The organism is Pseudomonas sp. GW456-12-1-14-TSB6 (assembly GCF_059424205.1).
Map to the genome: position 1 here is coordinate 1 of NZ_JBWKZE010000033.1, position 19,094 is coordinate 19,094.

Sequence of the window (19,094 nt, forward strand, 5' to 3'; positions counted from 1 at the left end):
ACGCTCCGCGTGGGAATGCCTCTGGGGACGCTCCGCGTCCAGTGACGCAGAGCGTCACGGGCTGCATTCCCACGCGGAGCGTGGGAACGATCAGTGTGAGGTGATGAGCGTGGGAACGATCATGACGATCAAAGAGGGAACGATCCGTCGTTAGATCAGCGGCTCATCCGCCTTCTTCTGCTTCCAGCCGTCATTACCCGGCAGCAGCAGGTTCAACGCAATCGCCACCACCGCGCACAGCGCGATGCCTTTGAGACCGAAGTCGTCGGGACCGGTGCCGGTGCCGACCAGCACGCCACCGATACCAAACACCAGGGTCACCGAAACGATCACCAGATTGCGCGCCTCACCCAGGTCGATCTTGTGACGGATCAAGGTGTTCATCCCCACCGCCGCGATCGAACCGAACAGCAGGCACAGAATCCCGCCCATCACCGGCACCGGAATACTTTGCAGCAGGGCGCCGAACTTGCCGATGAACGCCAGGCTGATGGCGAAGATCGCCGCCCAGGTCATGATTTTCGGGTTGTAGTTCTTGGTCAGCATCACTGCGCCGGTGACTTCCGCGTAGGTCGTGTTGGGCGGGCCGCCGAACAGGCCGGCTGCGGTGGTGGCGATACCGTCACCGAGCAGGGTGCGATGCAGGCCCGGCTTCTTCAGGTAGTCGCGACCCGTCACGCTGCCGACAGCAATCACGCCGCCGATGTGTTCGATGGCCGGGGCCAAAGCTACCGGGACGATGAACAGGATTGCCTGCCAGTTGAACTCCGGTGCGGTGAAGGCCGGCAGGGCGAACCACGGTGCCGCGGCAATTTTCGCGGTGTCGACCACGCCGAAGTAGAAGGACAGGGCAAAACCCACCAGCACGCCGGAAATGATCGGCACCAGACGGAAGATGCCCTTGCCGAACACCGCCACGATCAATGTGGTCAGCAGCGCCGGCATCGAGATCATCATGGCGGTCTGGTAATGGATCAGTTCCGAACCGTCGCCGGCCTTGCCCATCGCCATGTTCGCGGCAATCGGCGCCATGGCCAGACCGATGGAGATGATCACAGGGCCGATCACCACCGGCGGCAGCAAACGGTCAATGAACCCGGTGCCTTTGATCTTCACGGCCAGGCCGAGGAAGGTGTAGACGAAACCGGCCGCCATCACGCCGCCCATGGTCGCGGCGAGGCCGAACTGGCCTTTGGCGAGAATGATCGGGGTGATGAAGGCGAAGCTCGACGCCAGGAATACCGGCACCTGACGCCCGGTGACGATCTGGAACAGGATCGTTCCCAGACCCGCGGTAAACAGTGCCACGTTCGGGTCCAGGCCCGTGATCAGTGGCATCAGCACCAGGGCGCCGAAAGCCACGAACAGCATCTGTGCGCCGGACAGCACGGTGCGCCAGAGCGGATCGTTGAACTCTTGCTGCATGCTTACGCATCCTTCTGCTTGGTGCCGAAGATCTTGTCACCGGCATCGCCAAGCCCAGGAATGATGTAGCCGTGCTCGTTGAGTTTCTGATCGATGGACGCGGTGTAGATGATCACGTCCGGGTGAGCTTTCTCGACAGCGGCAATGCCTTCCGGCGCGGCAACCAGCACCATTGCGCGGATGTCCTTGCAACCGGCTTTCTTCAGCAGGTCGATGGTCGCGACCATGGAGCTGCCGGTGGCAAGCATCGGGTCGATGATCATGGCCAGGCGTTCGTCGATTTCCGGAACCAGTTTTTCCAGATAGGTGTGGGCCTGCAGGGTTTCTTCGTTACGGGCAACGCCGACGGCGCTGACCTTCGCACCCGGGATCAGGCTCAGCACGCCTTCGAGCATGCCGATGCCGGCACGCAGGATCGGCACGACGGTAATCTTCTTGCCGGCGATTTTCTCGACCGACACGGTGCCGCACCAACCTTCGATATCGTAGGTTTCCAGCGGCAGGTCTTTGGTCGCTTCATAGGTCAACAGGGCACCGACTTCCTGCGCGAGTTCGCGGAAATTCTTGGTGCTGATGTCTGCACGGCGCATAAGGCCAAGTTTGTGACGGATCAGCGGATGGCGGATCTCTTGGATGGACATGGGGAAAGGCTCCGGCGGCGGGCAAAAAAACCGGCCTAGATTAATCTATCCGACGGTGATGTCCTATAGGACATACAGTACGTTAGTCCACAAATGCTTGATTCGGCCGTGCGGGATGCGTACCTTTGCTCGCTTTTCCGAAACAGACCCCCCTGGAGAGCGCCATGTCCGCTGATCTCGAGCATATCCGTCAAATCATGCGAGAGGCTGACTGCCTGTACACCGAAGCTGAAGTCGAGGCTGCCATTGCCCGTGTCGGTGCACAAATCAACGAACAACTGGCCGACAGCAACCCGGTGGTGTTCTGCGTGATGAACGGCGGCCTGATCTTCTCCGGCAAACTGCTGACCCATCTGCAGTTTCCGCTGGAAGCGTCCTACCTGCACGCCACCCGCTATCGCAACGAAACCAGCGGCGGCGACCTGTTCTGGAAAGCCAAGCCTGAAGTCTCGTTCATCGACCGCGACGTGCTGATCATCGACGACATCCTCGACGAAGGTCACACCCTGGGCGCGATCATCGACTTCTGCCGTCACGCCGGCGCGCGCAAAGTGCACACCGCGGTGCTGATCGACAAGGATCACGACCGCAAGGCCCGTCCTGACCTGAAAGCCGACTTCGTTGGTCTGCCGTGCATCGACCGTTACATCTTCGGTTACGGCATGGACTACAAAGGCTACTGGCGCAACGCTAACGGGATCTTCGCCGTCAAAGGCATGTGAGAACCCCTGAAAGATCGCAGCCCCGGGCTGCGATCTTTTGCTTTAAAGGCTGCTAAAGTGCTCGGCCCCGCCCCCCGGAGCCTGTCATGAGCCTCTTGATCCGCAGCTGCGCCGCCCTGTTGCTGACCCTCAGCCTGCCCCTGGCCGCCGCCCCGATGCACAGTCAATTCCTGCCGCCGGACGACCTGACCCTGCGCGATGCCGAACCCGAGCAGCAGCAACTGTTGCAGGTCACCGACTATTCCGTGGTGGTGGGGGCCCAGCGCCAGTCCAATCAGCAGCCGATTCCGGTCACCTCTTCGTTGATGATCCGCCTGAAGGGCAAATCCCTGAACAAGGGGGCGACGATCAATCAGGTGCTGGTCAACTTCGATGGCGAAAGCAAAAGCCTGAAAAAACCGGTGTATGACGACAAGAGCAAGACCCTCACGCTCTACTACCCGCTGGCCCAGTACCGGGTGGTGATCGATCTGTTGCGCAACGATACGGTCTACGTGCAATTTCTCAGTTACGCCAACGGCCACATCTGGGCCGATTTGCACACCGGCAGTACGCGCTCGCGTTGAGCCTTGTGCCTGCGCAGGGGTAAACTGCCCGCCCCGTGAAATGTCTGCGAGCTGGAGTCGGCAATGCGTAAAGATAAGAAGCAAGTGATTGGTGACGAGATCGGCGATGAGCAGATCAAGCTGTTCCTCGATTTTGAGCCGGTCGACGCCACCTCGCCGTCGCTGCACAAACTGGTCAAGGCTTACCGTGGCCTGCGCATCGACGATTTCGAACGCTTCCTGACGTTGTTCGTCGAAGCCGGTTATGACGTCGATGGCAAGGACGAGCACGGCAAGACTTTCATCGACCAGATCCGCGATCAACGCAACGCTGCGGAATACATCGAGCTGATCGAGAAAGCGCGCGGCTGATATCCGCGGCGTTCCCAAGGCATAAAAAAACGCCCCGCACTCACTGAGTGCGGGGCGTTTTTTATGTCGCAATATCAAGCGAAGCTTGGGGTCTCGCTGCTTTCTTCCACCAGTTCAAGCGCAATGTTGTTCTGCGTGTTGATCTTGCGATACAGCGCCGCGTCGGTTTCCAGGACCTTTTCACGGGCCGGGAAGATTTCCGCCAGTTTGGCAGCCCATTCACCCTTGGCCTTGGCCGGGAAGCACTTCTCGATCAGTTCCAGCATGATCGAAACGGTCACCGAAGCACCCGGCGAAGCGCCGAGCAGGGCGGCGAGGGAGCCGTCCTTCGCGGCCACCAGTTCGGTACCGAACTGCAGGATGCCGCCTTTTTTCGGGTCTTTCTTGATGATCTGCACCCGTTGGCCGGCCACTTCCAGGCGCCAGTCTTCGGCTTTCGCCTCGGGGTAGAAACGGCGCAGGGATTCCAGGCGCTGTTCCATCGACTGCATCACTTCGCTGACCAGGTACTTGGTCAGGTCCATGTTGTTTTTCGCCACGGCCAGCATCGGCCCGATGTTGCCGGCGCGAACCGACAGCGGCAGGTCCATGAAGGAGCCATGCTTGAGGAACTTGGTGGTGAAGCCGGCGTATGGCCCGAACAGCAGGGATTTCTTGCCGTCGACCACGCGGGTGTCCAGGTGCGGTACCGACATCGGAGGCGAACCCACGGCGGCCTGGCTGTAAACCTTGGCCTGGTGATGTTTGACCACTTCCGGGTTGTCGCAGCGCAGCCACTGGCCGCTGATCGGGAAGCCGCCGAAGCCTTTGCTTTCTTCGATGCCCGAAGCCTGCAGCAGCGGCAGGGCCGCGCCACCGGCGCCGAGGAACACGAACTTGGCGTCGACTTCACGGCTGCTGCCGCTGTTGACGTCCTTGATGCTGACGGTCCAGCCATTGCCGTTACGCTTGAGGCCGGTCACGCGCTTGCAGTACTTGACCTGGGCATCGGGGGCGCTGGTCAGGTGCTTGAGCAACTGATTGGTCAGGGCGCCGAAGTTGACGTCGGTGCCGTTGATCACGCGGGTGGCGGCGAGTACCTGGTCTTTTGGACGACCCGGCATCATCAGCGGCATCCACTCGGTCATCTTCGCCTTGTCTTCGGTGTATTCCATGTCGGCGAAGGCGTGGTGCTTGCGCAGCGTATTGAAACGTTCCTTGAGGAACGACACGCCTTTCTCACCCTCGACGTAACTCAGGTGCGGCACCGGGCTGATAAAGGATTTGCACGAGCCGAACGTGCCTTTCCTGGTCAGGTACGACCAGAACTGCTTCGACACCTCGAACTGGGTGTTGATGTGCACGGCTTTCTTGATGTCGACGGTGCCGTCGGCAGCCTGCGGCGTGTAGTTCAGCTCGCACAGGCCGGCGTGGCCGGTACCGGCGTTGTTCCATGGGTTGGAACTCTCCGCGGCACCGGAATCCATCAGCTCGACGACTTCCAGCTTGATCGCCGGGTCGAGTTCCTTGAGCAGTACTGCGAGGGTGGCACTCATGATGCCGGCCCCAACCAGAACTACGTCGACTGCTTCGTTATGCGCCATTTAACGCGTCTCCAAAATCTGCAGCACCAAATTGTCGGCATGGCTGCCAGGCGTCCAGGGCAGGTCAGTTGAGCCCCGGGTATCCTTGGTCAGGTGTGCCATGTCCGAATCTTCGCAATTTTTCGCAACTTCGACGGATGCGTGCGGCCTGGCTTCAAGAGTCCCATGAACTCATTTCGGCACGGGGCTGGCAATTCGACTTATGGTCGAGACATCCGTTTGTGCAACCAAATCCGTAGCGGACAGGCTTCAGGCTCCGGTAGTCGAGGCGTTCCCGTTCCTGTGTCGTTGGGCTGTTTCAGACGCTAATGGTGCATGTTCAGACGCAAAACTATTCATTTGCTCGCCACACTCTTGTGAAGTTGTGAAAACCCGTTTTTTTCACGCTCTTTTGAAGACGTGAACCTCAAAAAGGGCTGTCCGGGGCTGGCACCGTGCCCGGAGGGGCAAACAACTCAGTGGCCGAGCGTCATGACAGCTCTGCAGATTCGCGAAAAGCGGGATTTGCCAGGGAAACAGCAAGCACGCCAGCTTCACTCGATCTGTGTGGGCGGCTCTCTGTGGGCGATTTGGATGCCAATGCAAGCGCATTGACGCTGTTGCGGGGCCCGATCAGGAGACGTCCTTATAATCGGGGGGAGATTGTATCGAAGAAATGCGCGGAGTTGGTCGAGTTTAATGACTTTTATTAGGCATCCGGTCAGATGCTCAACATCGCCTGAGCCCGTGCGCGTGGGCGCTGCTGTTCGACCCGGGCGCTGGCGGGCAGTGGCTGGTGCAACCAGTTGAGACGGATTTCCTCGATTTCCACCCAGCCATCACCCATCGGTTGCAGGCTGCATTGCTTGAAGGCCTGGCAATGGCCGTTGCGGTCGAGCAGGGCGAAGCTGCGGTGCAGCGGGCGGGGGGCGAACAACGAGATCAGATAGCGCATGGCAGTGCTCCTTTTGGGGATCTGTGAGCAAGATTGGCAAAGGGCCGTGACGCGCACGTGTATGGGGGGTGACGAATGTGTGACAGGAACCGCTGGCAGCGGGTTTTGTCAGAGATTTCAGTGCTGGTGACCCACAGTGGCCCACCGCTATACTGCCGGCCTGTCTGTGCCTGATTCTGGAGAGAAGAGCATGTTGCAACGCCTGTTGTTCGGTTTGATCACTGTGACCAGTTTGACCCTGGTTGGCTGCGCCCACAGCCCGCAACAACTGAGCCCGGAACCGAAGCTGACCACTCAGCTGGCACCGGTCGGCCACGGCCAGCCTGTCGTGGTTCGCGTCGTCGACGGTCGTCCGTCGCCAACCCTCGGCACCCGTGGCGGCCTGTACCCGGAAACCAGCGCCATCACCGTGCAGCGCGAGCAGATCCTGCCGAAGCTGCAGGCCCAGGCTGAAGCCGCCGTGCGTCTGCTCGGGTTCACCCCGACCAACAACGCGCCCAATGCACCGCAGTTGACCGTGACTTTGGCCGAACTGAAGTACCAGTCGCCCAAAGAAGGCATGTACGTGACCGAAGCCACCATCGGCGCCACCTTCCGCTCCGACGTGCAGAACGCCAACCGTCGCTACAGCGGCCGTTACGGTGCCTCGCTGGATCAGCGTTTCGGCATGGCGCCGAACCAGGAAACCAACACCAAACTGGTCAGCGATGTGCTGAGCGATGCGCTGACCCGTCTGTTCAAGGATCCGACCGTGGGTCAGGTCCTCGCCGAGTAAGTGTTCGGTTGATGTGAAAAAGCCCGGGGCCAGTGATGGCTCCGGGCTTTTTCGTTCAGGCGGCTTGCGAATAGAAGTCGAGGACGCTGACGCCGGTCAGCAGGTCGGTCTCGGGCAAGTCCGCATGCTGATGCCCGCCTAGGGCGCAATACACCAGCCAGTGACGGTCCTGAACATTGAAGGCCAGGCTGCCGACGAGGGTTTGCTGCTCGTCGGACGGGGAGATGAGGTACAGGCGATCCTGGTTTTCAGCGTGAAGCATGTCGCGTTCCATGTCGGTTTCGAGGCGCGCAGGGTGACTGAAACTAATGACGATGCCGTGACACAGGACAGCCATCGGTCGATTGATGGGTTATTTGTCGTAAAGGGTAGGGCAGTCAGGGAGTGTTTCGGTAGAATCCGCGCCGCGGTCGTCGGTCTGGCGTTCGCCATACCGGTTTAGATTGAGGTCTGTGATGTCGCTGCACTTGATGACGCTGTTTACCGCCCATCCCGCCAAACTGATCAATCTGCTGGCCCTGCTGTTGGCCTTTCCCGGCAGTTGGCTGCTGCACGCGACCCGTCGCCGTGAACAAAGGGCGATGGCCAGTATCGCAGCCCAGCGCCAGAACCAACCCGATCGGGAGCCGGTGCTCGATTGGGCGACCCTGCGCATGAACCGCTTCTTCTACCGCTTCGGTTTTGCCTGCCTGGGCCTGGCGCTGCTGGTGTCCTGGATCAGTACCCGCTTCTGAACGAAGAACGGCGCCCGAAGGCGCCGTTCTTGTATCCGGCCGACACCGCTTACAGCGGCAGTCCAGCCTTGACCCGGTACTGATTGCGCACCGGCGTCGCATATTGCAGCACCAGATACGGACGATGCTCCTCGGGGCAGGCGTCGAGACGGTTCTGCCATTCTTCCTGGGCCTTGGCCAGTTCCTCGGCGCCAAACACCTCGGCAGCCTTCGGCACGTTCAATTGCGGATCGGCATCGGCCCACTGCGCGTACGCCAGGTAATGCACCGGGAACAACCGGTAGCCGCCGAGAATCTGCTTGTCCATTTCGACCGCCAATTGCTTGGTGTCTTCGAACAGCTCGGTGATCGGCGCGGCGAAGTTCACGTGCACCCGGCCCTTGTAGCCGGTGATGCCCTTGGCGATGCTCACGTCATCTTCGCCCGGCGCCTTGCTGTAGGTGCCGGTGGTGGCGCGGATGTACAGCTCGCGGGCCTTGGCCTGGTCGCACGGGTCGTATTCATAGCTGATCGACACCGGGGTCAGGTTCAGCGACTGGATGACTTCGCCGAACGGCTCGTCCTTGCGACTCATGTGGAACATCTTGAGGATCGCCGACTCGGTACGGTCGTCGCCGTCCTTCGCGCGGCCTTCGGCCTGGGCGATCCAGATCGAGGCGCAGTCGTTGCGGATCGAGTGGTTGATGTACGCCGACAGCAGTTGATACGCGGCCATTTTCTCGCGGCGCCCGGTGATCGAGCGATGCACGATGAAGCTCTTGTTCAAGCGCATCAGGTCGCTGACGAACGGCTTTTGCAGCAGGTTGTCGCCAATCGCGATGCGCGGCGTCGGCAAGCCGGCGTGGTACACGGCGTAGTTGACGAAGGCCGGGTCCATCACGATGTCGCGGTGGTTGGCGATGAACAGATAAGCGCTGCCGGACTTGAATTGCTCGACACCGGTGTAGGTCACGCCGTCGGTGGCGCGCTCGATGGTGTGGTCGACGTAGAACTCGACCTTGTCCTGCAAAGTGGCCACGGAGGTCACGTCGGCAAACTCACGACGCAGCCGATGGGCTATAAGTGGTTTGAGCATCCAGCCGAAGGCACCGGCAAAACGCGGGAAGCGGAAGTGGGTGAGGATATCTAGAAACGCCTTGTCGCCGAGCAGTCGCGCCAGTACCGCAGGTACTTCGCTGTCGTCGTAAGGTCGGATGGCATCGAATTCGCCCATCATGCTCTCTTGTTGGAAACGGCTAGGGTAAGTAAAGGTTTTGATCGAAAACCAACGGGGCACGGTCTGAAAAAGTAGCCAGACAAAAATAGCCCTGCAAATAGACCGGCGATTATACGCACAAGTCACCCGGGAGACCGCGATGCTGGAAAGCGCACTATATGAATGTCCGTATTGTGGTGAAGAGGTCGAGACGACGGTGGATCTCTCCGGTGGCGACCAGACCTATATTGAAGACTGTCAGGTGTGTTGTCGGCCGATCACCTTTGTGTTGCAGGTCCATGGAGAGGACTGGTTTCTGGAAGTCTTCAGCGAAAACGAGTGAGGCGCGGCCATGCAGCGAATCTACGAACCGGAAAACCTGATGGAAGGCGAGATGCTCAAGGGTATGCTCGCCAGCGAGGGCATCGAGGCGCATCTGGTCGGACGCGATCTGCTGGGCGGCACGGGCGAGTTGCCGATCTTCGGTCTGCTGGGCCTGTCGGTCGATAACGATCAGGCCGAATACGCCCGCGAGCTGATCAGTGCGTACAATGCCGCGCTGCCGCTGCCCGGCGATGAACCGGACAGCTATCCCGGGACGCTGGTCTGTTAGGCTGGCGTTCGTTTTATTTGTGAGTCGTGCTGCCCCATGTGTGGACGTTATGCCCTGTTTCGCTGGAACCGCGATTTCGCGAGCCTGCCAGGTTTTCCTGCCGATCAGCAGGCGCAGTGGAACATTTCCCCCAACGATTCGGTGTTGATGCTGCGCGCCGAACCCGACGGCCAGCGCACGCTGGCCCGTGCCCGTTGGGGGCTGACACCGCCGTGGCTGACCGACCTGTCACGCACGCCGGCCCACGCTCGGGCCGAAACCGTCGCCGAACAGCCGATGTTCCGTGAAGCCCTGCGCTTGCGTCGTTGTCTGCTGCCGGCCAACGGGTTTTACGAATGGCGCGGCAACGTGCGCAAACGGCCGTACTGGCTGACACCGGGAGAAGGGGCTTCGTTGTTTTTTGCGGCGATCTGGGAGGCGTATCCGGTGCAGGAACAGGTGTGGCTGAGCACGGCTGTGATCACCCAGTCGGCGGCCAGTCAGCGCCGGCCGTTGATTCTCGATGAGGCGGGGCAGGCGGCATGGCTTGATCCTGAAACGCCGTTGCATGTCCTGCAAGGCCTGCTCGCCAGTGAACCTGCCACCCTGCGCGAGCGGGTGCTGGCGAACCTGGTCAATGATCCGAAGCTCAACGGGCCGGAGTGTCTGACTCCGGCCTGATCGGTCAGACCTTCGATCGTTCCCACGCTCCGCGTGGGAATGCAGCCCGGGGCGCTCCGCGCCCCAGATCCAGAGCCGAACGCGGAGCGTCCGTTGAGGCATTCCCACGCGGACGGTTCGACGCCTCGACGTGGGAACGATCACTGTCGGCTAGACCTTGAACTGGTTGATCAACCGCCGCTGTTGCTCCGCCAGTTTGGTCAGATCGGCACTCGCCGAACTCGATTCATCCGCACCACCGGCCACCTCATTGGCCACCTGACCGATATTGATCACGTTGCGGTTGATGTCGTCGGCCACCGCGCTCTGTTCTTCGGCGGCGCTGGCGATCTGGGTGTTCATGTCGTTGATCACCGATACCGCCTGAGTAATGGTCTCCAGCGCCTCGGCTGCCTTGGCCGCGTGCTGCACGCTTTCGTCGGTGCGGTTCTGGCTGTCCTCCATGACCCGCACCACATCGCGGGTGCCCTGTTGCAGTTGCTGGATCATGCTCTGGATTTCTTCGGTGGCTTTCTGGGTTTTCTGTGCCAGGTTGCGCACCTCGTCGGCCACCACCGCAAAACCGCGTCCTTGTTCACCAGCACGGGCCGCTTCGATCGCCGCGTTGAGGGCCAGCAGGTTGGTCTGCTCGGCGATCCCGCGAATGGCGATCAGGATCGCGTTGATGTTTTCGCTGTCCTTGGCCAGGGTCTGCACCACGTCCACGGCCTTGCCGATTTCCACGGCCAGCACGCCAATCGAATGGGAGGTGTCGCGCACGATCTGCATGCCCTGACTGGCTGCCTGATCGGCGTGGCTGGCGGCTTGTGCTGCCTGGGTCGCGTTACGCGCCACGTCTTGCGCGGTGGCGGTCATTTCCTGCACAGCGGTGGCGACTTGATCGATCTCGGCCATCTGTTTCTGAATGCCGATATTGGTGCGGATCGCGATGTCCGCCGTGTGCTCCGAGGAATCGCTGACGCTCTGTACCGAAGACACCACCTGCGTGATCATCCCCTGCAATTTGGCGAGGAAGGTATTGAAGCCTTTGGCGATTGAACCGAGTTCGTCTTTGCGATCACTGGTCAAACGACGGGTCAGATCACCTTCGCCCTGGGCGATGTCATCGAGCATGGTCACCATTTGTTTGAGCGGACGGGCGATGCCGTGGCCCACCAGCCAGATCACCAGCAGGCCGAGGCCGGCAATGATCAGGCCGACCATGGCCATGCCGAAGGTGTCGGATTTGCGCTGGGCGTCGAGGTCGCCTTGGAGCTTTTGCAGATCCGCCATCACCGCGTCGAGCGGCAGTTGCAGCATCAGCGTCCAGCGTGCGTCGGTCTGGCCGATGCCGAACGGCAGGTACAACTCGATCCGGCCTTGCTCTTTATTGACGGTGTAAGTCACTTCGCCGCGCTTGAGATTGGCCATGTTGGCAATCTGCTGGGCGTCGAGGATGTCGCTGACCTTCTCGCCGAATTTGCTCGTGTCCTTGGTGTAGGCGACGATCCGGCCGTTGCCGCCGATCAGGGCCATTTGCCCGGCGCCGCTGTACAGTTTCTGGTTGGCGCTCAGGAGCATTTCCTGGATGAAGTTCACCGACAGATCGGCGCCGACGATGCCCTGGAAGGCGCCGTTGAGCATGATCGGTTCGATAAAGGAGGCGAGCATGACGATCTTGTCGCCGACCTTGTACGGGGCCGGATCGATCACGCAGGATTTTTTGGTTTCTTTCGAGCACAGGTAGTACTCGCTGGCGCGCACGCCGGTGGACAGGACTTTCTGGTCGTCGACGTCCACCAGTTTGTCCAGGCCCAGGGTGCCGTCGTCATTGCGAAACCACCACGGCAGGAAGCGCCCGTTGCCAGGATCAATCCCGACAACCTGGGTGCCGACGTAGGCCGCGTCATTGTGATCCAGTGCGTTTTTTTCCCAGCCGATGTAAGTGCCGAGAATCTTCGGATTCTTCTCGACGTTTTCCTTGATCAGGCTGATCAGTTGCTCACGGCTGACGGTCAGTCGCGGCTGGCCGTCGGCGCCCGGTGTGCCGAGCAGGGCGTTGACCCGCACCAGTCCGCCGGCAATCAGCAGCGGCGCTTCGAGTTCGCGCTGGATCTGGCTGACCTGAGTCTGCGCCAGCGAGGTCAGGCGCTGTTCGATGACTTGCTCGAACTGGGCCTGGGTCCGTTGCTGGACCATTTCCTGGGTGCGGGCACCGGAGAACAGCGCATACAGCACTAGCGCGGCGACCACGCTGAGTACGATGGCGCCGGCCAGGGCGGCCACGGAAAACTGGATCGACTTGAACTTCATGGGAGCTCCGCACGCGAGAGGACGTCTGCGCTGTTGTATCGGCAGCCACGATTGCGCCATGAGGTGCGGAGCAAGTGATTACAGCCGGATGTCGCAAATGGACCAGTGCACGACGCAGTTGCAGCGGGCTCGGCGGTGGATGTGAATTTTTTCCTGCAGGGTTGGCGGGCGTGTTCTGAAAACAGGTGCATCACGTCCGTTGTATCTGGCGCCGATACAATTACCCGCCTAGGATACGCGACAGGTTTTCAGGGAGCTTTTGAATGAACAAGACATTGGTTGTAAGTGCACTGAGCGCAGCGCTGTTGCTGGCCGGTTGTCAGTCGGTCAACACCACCAGCGGCGGTGCCGTGGGCGTGGAACGCAAGCAGTACATGTTCAGCATGCTGTCCTCGCAAGAGGTCGACCAGATGTATGCCCAGTCCTATCAGAAGACCGTGGGCGAGGCGTCCAGCAAAGGCGTACTGGACAAGACCAGCAACGATGCCAAGCGTGTTCAGGCGATTGCCAACCGCTTGATTGCCCAGGCACCGAACTTCCGCCCGGACGCGGCGCAGTGGAAATGGGAAGTCAACCTGATCAAGAGCGACGAGCTCAACGCCAACTGCGGGCCTGGCGGCAAGATCATTTTCTACACCGGGCTGATCGACAGCCTGAAACTCACTGACGATGAAATCGCCGCAGTCATGGGCCATGAAATCGCCCACGCCTTGCGCGAGCACGGTCGTGAAGCGATGTCCAAAGCCTATGGCATCGAAATGGCCAAGCAGGGCGCCGGTGCGTTGCTCGGCCTGGGTCAGGACAGCCTGGCGCTGGCCGACACCGTGGCCAACTACGGCATGACGCTGCCCAACAGCCGCGCCAACGAAAACGAAGCCGACCTGATCGGTCTGGAACTGGCCGCGCGTGCCGGGTACAACCCGAACGCCGCCATCACTTTGTGGGACAAGATGAGCAAGGCCTCTGAAGGCGCGCCGCCGGAGTTCATGAGCACTCACCCGTCTTCCAGCAGCCGCACGGCTGCGTTGCAGGCGGCGATTCCGAAGGTCATGCCGCTTTACGAGAAAGCGCCCAAGTCCTGAGGCCAGGATCGCTCCCGCACTCAGTGCGGGAGCAGTCTGCGGAATCAAACCCAGCCGCTGCTCTGCATCGCCTTGTATACAGCGACAATCGCCAGGATCAGGAACGCTGAGGCCGCCAGTCGACGAATCAGGGTCAGCGGCAGTTTTTCCGCTGCAAAATTACCCGCCAGTACCACCGGCACGTTGGCGATCAGCATGCCCGCCGTGGTGCCGATGATCACCAGCCACAGCTCCGGGTATTGCGCCGCCAGCATCACGGTAGCGATCTGGGTCTTGTCACCGATTTCCGCGAGGAAGAACGCAATCAGCGTGGTCAGGAATGGCCCGAACTTGCGGGCGGTGCTGGCTTCATCGTCGTCCATCTTGTCCGGCACCAGCGTCCACAGGGCGGTGGCGGCGAAGCTCGCGGCGAGAATCCAGTGCAGGACCGAATCGGAGAAGAAGCTGCCGAACCAGGCGCCGACCGCACCGGCTGCCGCGTGGTTGGCCAGGGTCGCAGCCACGATACCGGCGATGATCGGCCAGGGTTTGCGGAAGCGAGCGGCGAGAATCAGCGCGAGCAGTTGCGTCTTGTCGCCGATTTCGGCCAAGGCAACGATAGCGGTGGGAACGAGTAACGAGTCCAGCATCAGGATTTCCTAAGGGGCGGGTCGACACGGCTATGACACGTACAGCCTTCCCGCCCCGGGTAAGGTGTGCGTGTCATAGGTCTTGTCAAACCCTGCGATCCGTCTGCTGCGGACGCTTGGGTCGCATACGCCATGATCTGAGGATCAAGTATGTTGACGTATGCCGGACGAGCTTGGCGCTCGTGGGAGACTACTCCCCTAGGACGGAGCGGATTCTGCCTTCGCGAATCCGATAGAGCAAGAACAAATTTTCAGCCGCGCTTGGCCCGGTAAATCCGGAATCCATTGCCTTCGGCCTTGATCGCACAGACCCCGAGATGCTCTTCGATCAGCGGTTGATATTTCAGGAAGCTGTTGGCAACCAAGCGAAGTTCGCCGCCGTTTTTCAGATGTTTGGCCGCTTTTCGTAGCAAGTTTTCGGTAGCGAAATAATCGGTATGCACACCGACATGGAACGGCGGGTTGCTCAGAATCGCGTTCAAACCCATCGGCGCGGCGTCGATGCCGTCACCGGTCAGCACCTCGGCTTCCAGACCATTGGCCGCCAGGGTCAAACGGCTGCTGGCGGCAGCGAAGGCATCAACGTCGAGCAAGGTGACCTGATTGTGCGGGTAACGACGCTTGACCGCCGCACCCAGCACGCCGGCGCCGCAACCAAAGTCCAGCAGATGGCCGCTCGGCAGTTTGTCCAGATGTTCCAGCAGCAGGGCGCTGCCGCGATCCAGTCGGCCGTGGCTGAATACGCCCGGCAGACTGATGACTTTCAACGGGCCTTCGGCCAGCGGCAATTCGTAGGTCTGCGCCAGGCTTTCCAGCGGCTTGGCTTGCGGGGCGTTGGCCAGGGTCACTTGCCACAACTGGCAATGGCGCGCGCTGTCGAGCTTGCGCGGCTTGCCGAACGGGTTGAGCTGTTTGGAGGCGCCTTCAATGCCGCTGCGTTTTTCCCCGACCAGATACACCTCGCGCCCGGCCAGGCGTGAAGCCACGGCATTGAGGATGTAATCGGTCAGGTCCTTGGCCTTGGGCAGAAACACCACGGCGTTGGTGAATTCGCGTTCCGGCACGTTCACGCCAAAATGGCTGCGGCCTTCGAAGCGGGCTTCGAGCGCGGCCTGATCGCCTGCGTGCCAGCACCAGCCAAACGCCTCGGGCAGGCGCCCCAGCAGATCATCGGCAGGCAAACCGGCCAGCAACACCGAACCCTGGAATAACTCGGCCTGACGAAGCAGTACTTCACTGCGCGGATCCATAACTGCTCCTGTGAAAAAAAGTGCCGCAGTTTATCAACTGACGACCCGCAGCGCCTTACCGCTGTAGAACGCCTGGGTGTTTTCCACCAGTTGGCCGACGATTCGCTGCCGCGCCTCGCGGCTGCCCCAGGCGTTGTGCGGGGTGACGATCAGGCGCGGGATATCGGCAGCCAGCAGCGGATTGCCGTTGGTCGGCGGCTCGACGCTCAACACATCGGTGGCCGCGCCGCCCAGATGACCGCTGCGCAAGGCGTCGGCCAGGGCCTGTTCGTCGATCAGCCCGCCACGGGCGGTGTTGACCACGAAGGCGCCGGGTTTCATCGCGGCGAGTTCGCGGGCGCCGATGAAGTGGCGGGTGTGTTCGTTGAGCGGGCAGTGCAGGGTGAGAGCGTCGATCTTCGGCAGCAACTCTTCCAGCGGCAGGCGATCCGGACGGGCCGGTCGCCCCGGAATCTGCCCCAGCAACACGCGCATGCCGAAGGCTTCGGCCAGACGCGCGACCGCGCCGCCGAGTTCGCCGTGTCCAAGCAGGCCGAGGGTTTTGCCTTCCAGCTCGACGATCGGGTAGTCCAGCAGGCAGAACTGTTTCGCCTGCTGCCAGCGACCTTCACCGACGGCTTTCTGATAATCGGCCAGGCGCGTGGCGAGGTTGAGCAGCAGCATGATCGTGTGCTGCGCCACCGACGGCGTGCCGTAACCCTGGCAGTTGCACACGGTAATGCCGTGGGCGCGGGCGGCGGCCAGATCGACGTTGTTGGTGCCGGTGGCGGTGATCAGGATCAGCTTCAGCTGTGGGTTGGCGGCCATGGCGGCGGCGTCGATCAGGATCTTGTTGCTGATCGCCACGGTTGCACCTTGCAGGCGCTCGCTCACTTGCGCAGGCAGCGTCTGGGCGAACAGTTGCAGATCGCTGAAGCAGTCACGCAAAGGGCTCAGATCGAGATCGCCAAGATCCAGCGAAGGGTGATCGAGGAATACGGCGCGGTGGGCGTTCGTCATCAACTGTACCTGTCGTGCTTTGAAGGGAAGGCGTAATCTGCCGAGCCTACCAGATGAAACAACTCGTTACGCTTGGCCGAAAGGAGCCCCCATGTACTGGACCGAATTCTTGACCGTTGCCCTGATTCACCTGCTGGCCGTCGCCAGCCCCGGTCCTGATTTTGCCGTGGTGGTGCGTGAAAGCGTGACCCATGGTCGACGCGCCGGGACCTGGACCGCGTTGGGCGTGGGCACGGCGATTTTCCTGCACGTCGGTTATTCCTTGCTGGGGATCGGCCTGATCGTTTCCCAATCAATCGTGTTGTTTAACGTCCTGAAATGGGCGGCGGCCGCGTACCTGCTGTACATCGGCTTCAAGGCCCTGCGTGCGCAACCGGCGAAAACCGTGACCGATGATCTGCACAAAGAGGCCGGCGAGCGCACCGCACGTGGCGCGTTCACTTCGGGTTTCGTGACCAACGGCCTGAACCCGAAAGCCACGCTGTTCTTCCTGTCGTTGTTCACCGTGGTGATCAACCCGCACACACCGCTGACAGTACAGGCCGGTTACGGCATTTATCTGGCCGCCGCGACCGCCACCTGGTTCTGCCTGGTAGCGATGTTGTTCAGCCAGCAGCGCGTGCGCGCCGGTTTCGCCCGCATGGGCCACTGGTTCGACCGCACCATGGGCGCGGTGCTGATCGCCATCGGCGTGAAACTCGCGTTCACCGAGATGCATTGATCCTTCTGCGCTGTCATCTGTTTCGGCAAATGCTGGCGCAAAGCTAGCATTTGTACGGCTCTGCAAATCATTCCTTTGGCTGATTTGGCTGACGTATAACGGTTCTAGAGTACGAAACTCCAAAGCCAACACCGTGCAGTCAGAAAAGGGATTCTTATGTTGCAGACTCGCGTCATTCCGCCCGCCGAAGGGGCGTACCAGTATCCACTGCTGATTAAACGGCTGCTGATGTCCGGTGCCCGTTACGAGAAAACCCGCGAGATCATCTACCGTGACCAGCTGCGCTACAGCTACCCGACCCTGATCGAGCGGGTCGCGCGGCTGGCCAACGTACTGACGGCGGCCGGGGTCAAGGCCGGTGACACCGTGGCGGTGATGGACTGGGACAGCCATCGATACCTGGAGTGCATGTTTGCGATTCCGATGATCGGCGCGGTGATCCACACCATCAACGTGCGCCTGTCGCCGGAGCAGATCCTCTACACCATGAACCACGCCGAGGACCGCTTCGTGCTGGTCAACAGCGAGTTCGTCGGGCTGTACCAGGCTATTGCGCCACACCTGTCCACGGTGGAGAAAACCCTGCTGCTGACCGATCTGCCGGATAAAACCGCCGATCTGCCGAACCTGGTGGGCGAATACGAGCAACTGCTGGCGGCCGCGAGTCCGCAGTACGACTTTCAGGATTTCGACGAGAACTCGGTCGCCACCACGTTCTACACCACGGGCACCACCGGCAATCCGAAAGGCGTGTACTTCACCCATCGGCAACTGGTGCTGCACACCATGGGCGTGTCGACCATCATGGGCGCCATCGACAGCGTGCGGCTGCTGGGCACCAACGACGTGTACATGCCGATCACCCCGATGTTCCACGTGCATGCGTGGGGTCTGCCGTATGTGGCGACCATGCTCGGGCTCAAGCAGGTTTATCCGGGGCGTTATGACCCGGAATTCCTGGTCGAGTTGTGGCGCAAGGAAAAGGTCACGTTCTCCCATTGCGTGCCGACCATCCTGCAGATGGTGCTCAATGCCAAGGGCGCGCAGGGCACCGATTTCGGCGGCTGGAAAATCGTCATCGGCGGCAGTGCGCTCAATCGCACGCTTTACGAAACGGCCAAGAGCAAGGGCATTCAACTGACGGCTGCTTACGGCATGTCGGAAACCGGGCCCCTGGTTTCGTGCGCGCATCTGAATGATGAGTTGATGGCGGGCACCGAAGACGAGCGCACCACCTATCGGATCAAGGCCGGCGTGCCGGGGCCATTGGTCGAAGCGGCGATCGTCGATACCGAAGGCAATTTTCTCCCGGCCGACGGCGAGACCCAGGGCGAACTGGTACTGCGCGCACCGTGGCTGACAGAAGGCTATTTCAACGAACCGCAGAAGGGCGCCGAGCTGTGGGCCGGCGGCTGGCTGCACACAGGCGACGTGGCGACGCTCGACGCCATGGGTGTGATCGACATCCGCGACCGGATCAAGGACGTGATCAAGACCGGCGGCGAATGGATCTCCTCGCTGGACCTCGAAGACCTGATCAGTCGTCACGTCGCGGTACGTGAAGTAGCAGTGGTGGGGATCGCCGATCCGCAGTGGGGCGAGCGTCCGTTTGCCTTGCTGGTGGTTCGTGAAGGTCACGCCATCGGGGCGCGCGAGCTGAAGGAACACCTCAAGCCGTTCGTTGAACTGGGGCACTTGAGCAAGTGGGCGATACCAAGCCAGATCGCGCTTGTTACTGAAATTCCCAAGACCAGTGTCGGCAAGCTCGACAAGAAGCGCATCCGCCTCGACATCACCGAATGGCAGGCCAACAACAGCACCTTCCTCTCGACGCTCTGAGCGTCCGCTGGCGCGCCGAAAACGGCGCGCCAGACCCACCAAGCAAGCGCTTGGCTTGTGAAATTCGAATTTTCAGCCATCCT

The 19,094-nt window shown here is 60.9% G+C and carries 21 protein-coding genes, 1 pseudogene and 1 riboswitch; of the genes and pseudogenes, 11 read left to right on the top strand and 11 right to left on the bottom strand.

Features of this window, described 5'->3' with window-relative positions; translation table 11 throughout:
- Window positions 1-150 precede the first annotated feature (150 nt).
- A complete protein-coding gene (locus AC07Y2_RS24250) occupies window positions 151-1,425 on the bottom strand; it encodes a uracil-xanthine permease family protein (RefSeq protein WP_039766305.1) in 1,275 nt (424 codons plus the stop codon).
- Window positions 1,426-1,427: 2 nt separating this feature from the next.
- Complete coding sequence (gene upp / locus AC07Y2_RS24255) at window positions 1,428-2,066, bottom strand: uracil phosphoribosyltransferase (RefSeq protein WP_007951682.1); 639 nt, start codon at window positions 2,064-2,066, stop codon at window positions 1,428-1,430.
- 164 nt (window positions 2,067-2,230) lie between these two features.
- On the opposite strand from upp, the gene AC07Y2_RS24260 reads away from it, so the two are divergent.
- From AC07Y2_RS24260 to AC07Y2_RS24270, 3 genes are all read left to right on the top strand, one after another.
- On the top strand, window positions 2,231-2,788 hold the full coding sequence (locus AC07Y2_RS24260) for a hypoxanthine-guanine phosphoribosyltransferase (RefSeq protein ID WP_007951681.1): 558 nt from the start codon (window positions 2,231-2,233) through the stop codon (window positions 2,786-2,788).
- A gap of 86 nt (window positions 2,789-2,874) precedes the next feature.
- Complete coding sequence (locus AC07Y2_RS24265) at window positions 2,875-3,354, top strand: hypothetical protein (protein ID WP_103387022.1); 480 nt, start codon at window positions 2,875-2,877, stop codon at window positions 3,352-3,354.
- A 63-nt stretch (window positions 3,355-3,417) separates the two neighbouring features.
- A complete protein-coding gene (locus tag AC07Y2_RS24270) occupies window positions 3,418-3,705 on the top strand; it encodes a PA4642 family protein (protein WP_103387023.1) in 288 nt (95 codons plus the stop codon).
- A 74-nt stretch (window positions 3,706-3,779) separates the two neighbouring features.
- On the opposite strand, the gene mqo is transcribed toward AC07Y2_RS24270, so the two are convergent.
- Both mqo and AC07Y2_RS24280 read right to left on the bottom strand, forming a co-directional pair.
- Complete coding sequence (gene mqo / locus AC07Y2_RS24275) at window positions 3,780-5,288, bottom strand: malate dehydrogenase (quinone) (protein ID WP_039766299.1); 1,509 nt, start codon at window positions 5,286-5,288, stop codon at window positions 3,780-3,782.
- 700 nt (window positions 5,289-5,988) lie between these two features.
- Window positions 5,989-6,222, bottom strand: a complete 234-nt coding sequence (locus AC07Y2_RS24280; RefSeq protein ID WP_039766297.1) for a hypothetical protein — start codon at window positions 6,220-6,222, stop codon at window positions 5,989-5,991.
- Between the two features lie 190 nt (window positions 6,223-6,412).
- Here AC07Y2_RS24280 and AC07Y2_RS24285 point away from each other — a divergent pair, with 190 nt between their 5' ends.
- Window positions 6,413-6,997 carry a YajG family lipoprotein gene (locus AC07Y2_RS24285; protein ID WP_007951676.1) on the top strand — a complete coding sequence of 195 codons (585 nt, stop codon included), beginning with the start codon at window positions 6,413-6,415 and terminating at the stop codon, window positions 6,995-6,997.
- A gap of 55 nt (window positions 6,998-7,052) precedes the next feature.
- Here the strand turns inward: AC07Y2_RS24285 and AC07Y2_RS24290 are convergent, their stop codons facing one another.
- Window positions 7,053-7,259 (bottom strand): hypothetical protein, encoded by a 207-nt coding sequence (locus AC07Y2_RS24290; protein WP_039766399.1) that lies wholly within the window; start codon window positions 7,257-7,259, stop codon window positions 7,053-7,055.
- Window positions 7,260-7,452: 193 nt separating this feature from the next.
- On the opposite strand from AC07Y2_RS24290, the gene AC07Y2_RS24295 reads away from it, so the two are divergent.
- The gene (locus AC07Y2_RS24295; protein ID WP_039766296.1) at window positions 7,453-7,731 is read left to right on the top strand and encodes a hypothetical protein; all 279 of its coding nucleotides are present in this window, start codon (window positions 7,453-7,455) and stop codon (window positions 7,729-7,731) included.
- Between the two features lie 49 nt (window positions 7,732-7,780).
- Here AC07Y2_RS24295 and AC07Y2_RS24300 read toward each other — a convergent pair whose 3' ends face one another.
- Window positions 7,781-8,944, bottom strand: a complete 1,164-nt coding sequence (locus tag AC07Y2_RS24300) for a 1-acyl-sn-glycerol-3-phosphate acyltransferase (RefSeq protein ID WP_170929378.1) — start codon at window positions 8,942-8,944, stop codon at window positions 7,781-7,783.
- Window positions 8,945-9,086: 142 nt separating this feature from the next.
- Here AC07Y2_RS24300 and AC07Y2_RS24305 point away from each other — a divergent pair, with 142 nt between their 5' ends.
- The 3 genes from AC07Y2_RS24305 to AC07Y2_RS24315 are packed head-to-tail and all read left to right on the top strand — an operon-like array spanning window position 9,087 to window position 10,199.
- Window positions 9,087-9,269, top strand: a complete 183-nt coding sequence (locus AC07Y2_RS24305) for a CPXCG motif-containing cysteine-rich protein (RefSeq protein ID WP_020799766.1) — start codon at window positions 9,087-9,089, stop codon at window positions 9,267-9,269.
- Window positions 9,270-9,278: 9 nt separating this feature from the next.
- The gene (locus AC07Y2_RS24310) at window positions 9,279-9,539 is read left to right on the top strand and encodes a putative signal transducing protein (protein ID WP_011335895.1); all 261 of its coding nucleotides are present in this window, start codon (window positions 9,279-9,281) and stop codon (window positions 9,537-9,539) included.
- Window positions 9,540-9,575: 36 nt separating this feature from the next.
- Window positions 9,576-10,199, top strand: coding sequence for an SOS response-associated peptidase (locus AC07Y2_RS24315; RefSeq protein ID WP_039766293.1), 624 nt, complete (start codon window positions 9,576-9,578; stop codon window positions 10,197-10,199).
- A 150-nt stretch (window positions 10,200-10,349) separates the two neighbouring features.
- Here the strand turns inward: AC07Y2_RS24315 and AC07Y2_RS24320 are convergent, their stop codons facing one another.
- Window positions 10,350-11,192, bottom strand: a complete 843-nt coding sequence (locus AC07Y2_RS24320) for a methyl-accepting chemotaxis protein (protein ID WP_371916411.1) — start codon at window positions 11,190-11,192, stop codon at window positions 10,350-10,352.
- Between the two features lie 15 nt (window positions 11,193-11,207).
- Window positions 11,208-12,551: pseudogene (locus tag AC07Y2_RS24325) on the bottom strand (methyl-accepting chemotaxis protein); the annotation flags it as partial.
- 203 nt (window positions 12,552-12,754) lie between these two features.
- On the opposite strand from AC07Y2_RS24325, the gene AC07Y2_RS24330 reads away from it, so the two are divergent.
- Window positions 12,755-13,573, top strand: a complete 819-nt coding sequence (locus AC07Y2_RS24330; protein WP_039766290.1) for a M48 family metallopeptidase — start codon at window positions 12,755-12,757, stop codon at window positions 13,571-13,573.
- Window positions 13,574-13,617: 44 nt separating this feature from the next.
- Here the strand turns inward: AC07Y2_RS24330 and AC07Y2_RS24335 are convergent, their stop codons facing one another.
- The 3 genes from AC07Y2_RS24335 to AC07Y2_RS24345 all read right to left on the bottom strand — a co-directional run bounded on the left by AC07Y2_RS24335 (window position 13,618) and on the right by AC07Y2_RS24345 (window position 16,451).
- Window positions 13,618-14,202, bottom strand: a complete 585-nt coding sequence (locus tag AC07Y2_RS24335) for a TMEM165/GDT1 family protein (RefSeq protein ID WP_007956837.1) — start codon at window positions 14,200-14,202, stop codon at window positions 13,618-13,620.
- A gap of 87 nt (window positions 14,203-14,289) precedes the next feature.
- A riboswitch (yybP-ykoY riboswitch) is annotated at window positions 14,290-14,414 on the bottom strand.
- 39 nt (window positions 14,415-14,453) lie between these two features.
- Window positions 14,454-15,452: a methyltransferase gene (locus AC07Y2_RS24340; RefSeq protein ID WP_103387025.1), complete on the bottom strand. Its 999-nt coding sequence runs from the start codon at window positions 15,450-15,452 to the stop codon at window positions 14,454-14,456.
- Window positions 15,453-15,485: 33 nt separating this feature from the next.
- Window positions 15,486-16,451: a 2-hydroxyacid dehydrogenase gene (locus AC07Y2_RS24345; protein ID WP_103387026.1), complete on the bottom strand. Its 966-nt coding sequence runs from the start codon at window positions 16,449-16,451 to the stop codon at window positions 15,486-15,488.
- Between the two features lie 91 nt (window positions 16,452-16,542).
- Here AC07Y2_RS24345 and AC07Y2_RS24350 point away from each other — a divergent pair, with 91 nt between their 5' ends.
- Together AC07Y2_RS24350 and AC07Y2_RS24355 are read left to right on the top strand one after the other, a co-directional pair.
- Complete coding sequence (locus AC07Y2_RS24350; protein ID WP_103387027.1) at window positions 16,543-17,172, top strand: LysE family translocator; 630 nt, start codon at window positions 16,543-16,545, stop codon at window positions 17,170-17,172.
- A 156-nt stretch (window positions 17,173-17,328) separates the two neighbouring features.
- Window positions 17,329-19,011 (top strand): fatty acid--CoA ligase, encoded by a 1,683-nt coding sequence (locus AC07Y2_RS24355; RefSeq protein WP_074690993.1) that lies wholly within the window; start codon window positions 17,329-17,331, stop codon window positions 19,009-19,011.
- Window positions 19,012-19,094 lie beyond the last annotated feature (83 nt).